Origin of the sequence: Arthrobacter sp., from assembly GCF_031179385.1 — a bacterium.
In the GTDB taxonomy this organism is placed as follows: Bacteria; Actinomycetota; Actinomycetes; order Actinomycetales; family Micrococcaceae; genus Arthrobacter_D.
This window is the reverse complement of sequence record NZ_JAPSHV010000208.1, coordinates 1-2,689: the sequence shown is the minus strand read 5'-3', so window position 1 is coordinate 2,689 and position 2,689 is coordinate 1. Positions and strand designations below refer to the sequence as shown.

Below are 2,689 nucleotides of genomic sequence, written 5' to 3'. Positions count from 1 at the left end.
TCGTCGAGAAAGTCCCGGACATGAACGGTTTCGCCGGAGCGTGCCGCACTCAGGCAGGGACCCTCATTGAGGTCATACTGAATCTCGTCCATCATGCGCGCGTGGGCGCTGCTGCTGGCCACGGTCACGACCCGTCGGTCTCGCAGCAGAGTGATCCCACACCACAGCTCAAGACCCGGTTCGGAGAATTCCGAGACGCTCACATGAGCGAGATCGGTCAGGAAATCCTTCACATCCTGACTTTCCAAAACCATGTCCTGCAACCGATCGGACATTTGGTGCACCGGGCTGTGGGAGGCTTCGACCGAGGGAGGCTGACGATTACTAAGGACCATGGAACATTTTACCCAGTTCAGGACGAACTCTGTTGGGCTGACCGTGAACACACGAGCACAAGCTCAGCCAGAGAAAACTAGATTCCATCAGGCGGAATCGCGATAGAGTTAGTAGTACCCCGAGCGAGCACAACCGCCGCACGTGGGCAAGCTGAGAATCGTGAGGGAACCAATGGCAGAGAAAGCTACAGGTGGCGGTGTCCAGTCCGTTGAGCGCGTCTTCGAATTGCTGGAGCTGATCACAGACGCCGGCGGCGAAGTGACACTGAGCGAGCTGTCGTCCTCCACCGACCTCCCGCTGCCCACCATTCACCGCCTCCTGCGCACACTGGTCATGAAGGGGTATGCCCGCCAGCTCCCGAACCGCCGGTATGCCCTCGGCCCCCGTTTGATCCGCCTCGGTGAGGGCGCGAACAAGCAACTAGGAGCACTGGCGCGCCCGCAGTTGAAGATGCTGGTGGACAAGCTCGGCGAAACCTCGAACATGGCAGTACTCGATTCGGACATGGTCGTCTACATCGCCCAGGTGCCGTCGTCACACTCGATGCGCATGTTCACCGAAGTGGGCCGCCGGGCCCACACCCACGACACCGGTGTCGGGAAGGCCATCCTTGCGCAGCTCGACAATGAAACGGTGCGCAGCATAGTGGCCCGGGCGGGGATGCCCACCCCCACGGAAAAGAGCATCCGCTCGGTGGATCAGCTCCTCCAGGAACTGAACCAGATCCGCGAGCGCGGGTACTCCATCGACGAGCAGGAACAGGAGCTCGGCGTCCGGTGCTTCGCCATGGCGGTACCCAACGCTCCCACCCCCACGGCTATCTCGGTCTCGGGCCCGATCTCCCGCGTGGACGAGGGCTTCGCCGACAAGGCAGTTCCCCTGCTCCGTTCTGCCGCGCAGGCGATCTCCGACGATCTCAACCTCGCGAGCTAGGTCCTCCCGACGCGGCGTATGATGCCGTCCATGACGGTCGACATCCATCCCGCCACGGCTGACCGGTTCGACGACGTCGCGTCCCTCCTTGCGCCGAAGACACCCGGCGCTGGGGCTTGCTGGTGCCTTTCTCCCCGTCTCGCTTCTTCCGAACTCAGCAGCCTGGGGGCAGAAGGAAGACCTGGGCGAATGCGGCAACTCTGCGGGGAGGATCCCCCGCCTGGGCTCCTCGCCTATCTGGAGGGGGAACCCGTCGGATGGTGCGCTGTCGGCCCACGCGCCAGCATGGGCCGGCTCACCCGTTCGCGCACCATCCAGCGGGTGGACGATCTGCCGGTGTGGAGCGTCATCTGCTTCGTCGTGAAGGCTGGTCATCGGCGTCGTGGTGTTGCTACCCGACTGCTGCAAGAGGCCGTGGCCTTCGCTGCTTCCCGTGGTGCTCCGGTGATTGAGGGCTATCCCGTCGATGCTGAGGGTTCCCGCATCAACACAACGCTGGCCTTCGTCGGCACCACGGCGCTCTTCGAGAAGGCCGGTTTCGAGCGCATAGCGGAAACCAAGGCGACCAGCGCCGGCCGCACCCGGTGGATCATGCGCCGCGACCTTGCGGCCTCATAGTTCCTGTCGGAACCAGCCAGTAGAGTGCCACCATGGATGACAAAGAGGCACTGCACTACTACCTGCGTCTCCGACGCGCTGACCTGCTCGCCAAGGTGGACGGCCTGAGCGAATACGATTCCCGCAGGCCGCTCACTCCAACCGGGACCAATCTGCTCGGGCTGGTGAAGCACGTTGCAAGCGTGCAGCTGGGCTACTTCGGCGAGGTTTTCGGCAGGCCCGCAGGGCGGGACCTCCCTTGGTTGAACGACGACGCCGCCCCCGAGGCGGACATGTGGCTCCCCGCTGAGGAAACACGGGAGCAGATCATCGAGCTGCACCAGTTCTCCGCTGCCCACACTGATGCGACCATCGAAGCACTTCCGCTTGATGCCGTCGGTGAAGTGCCCTGGTGGTCACCGGGCAGACGCAGAGTCACCCTTCACCAGATATTGGTCCACATGTGCGTGGAAACCGCACAGCATCTCGGCCATGCGGACATCCTGCGTGAATTGATCGACGGCGCTACCGGCCGCGGCCCGGATGATCCGAACATCCCCCAGCGCAGTGCTGAAGAATGGGCTGAGCACTGGGAACGGATTGAGACGGCGGCTCGCCATGTGCGGCATGGGGCAACCTGATCGGCTGAGTCCCGTTGCTAACTTTGTGAGGCCTTCACAACATCCGCCCGTGCTCCCCAAGCCCGCCGAAGAGGCGCTATGCTCTGAGAAAACGTTTTCTTAGCCGAATCCACGGCTCGTGCAGCTCAGAAGCGGGGACCCATGACAAACCGCGTGGCAGAAACCACGGTGTCCGCTCGCCT

General features: G+C 63.0%; 3 protein-coding genes and 1 pseudogene. 3 read left to right on the top strand and 1 reads right to left on the bottom strand.

Annotated features, from left to right (window positions below):
* A pseudogene (locus tag RIF85_RS15580) lies at positions 1-386 on the bottom strand (hypothetical protein); the annotation flags it as partial.
* Positions 387-507: 121 nt separating this feature from the next.
* On the opposite strand from RIF85_RS15580, the gene RIF85_RS15575 reads away from it, so the two are divergent.
* The 3 genes from RIF85_RS15575 (at position 508) to RIF85_RS15565 (ending at position 2,507) form a co-directional block, all read left to right on the top strand.
* Positions 508-1,269 (top strand): IclR family transcriptional regulator, encoded by a 762-nt coding sequence (locus RIF85_RS15575; protein WP_309072811.1) that lies wholly within the window; start codon positions 508-510, stop codon positions 1,267-1,269.
* Between the two features lie 189 nt (positions 1,270-1,458).
* The gene (locus RIF85_RS15570; RefSeq protein ID WP_309072810.1) at positions 1,459-1,887 is read left to right on the top strand and encodes a GNAT family N-acetyltransferase; all 429 of its coding nucleotides are present in this window, start codon (positions 1,459-1,461) and stop codon (positions 1,885-1,887) included.
* A 32-nt stretch (positions 1,888-1,919) separates the two neighbouring features.
* A complete protein-coding gene (locus RIF85_RS15565; RefSeq protein WP_309072809.1) occupies positions 1,920-2,507 on the top strand; it encodes a DinB family protein in 588 nt (195 codons plus the stop codon).
* Positions 2,508-2,689 lie beyond the last annotated feature (182 nt).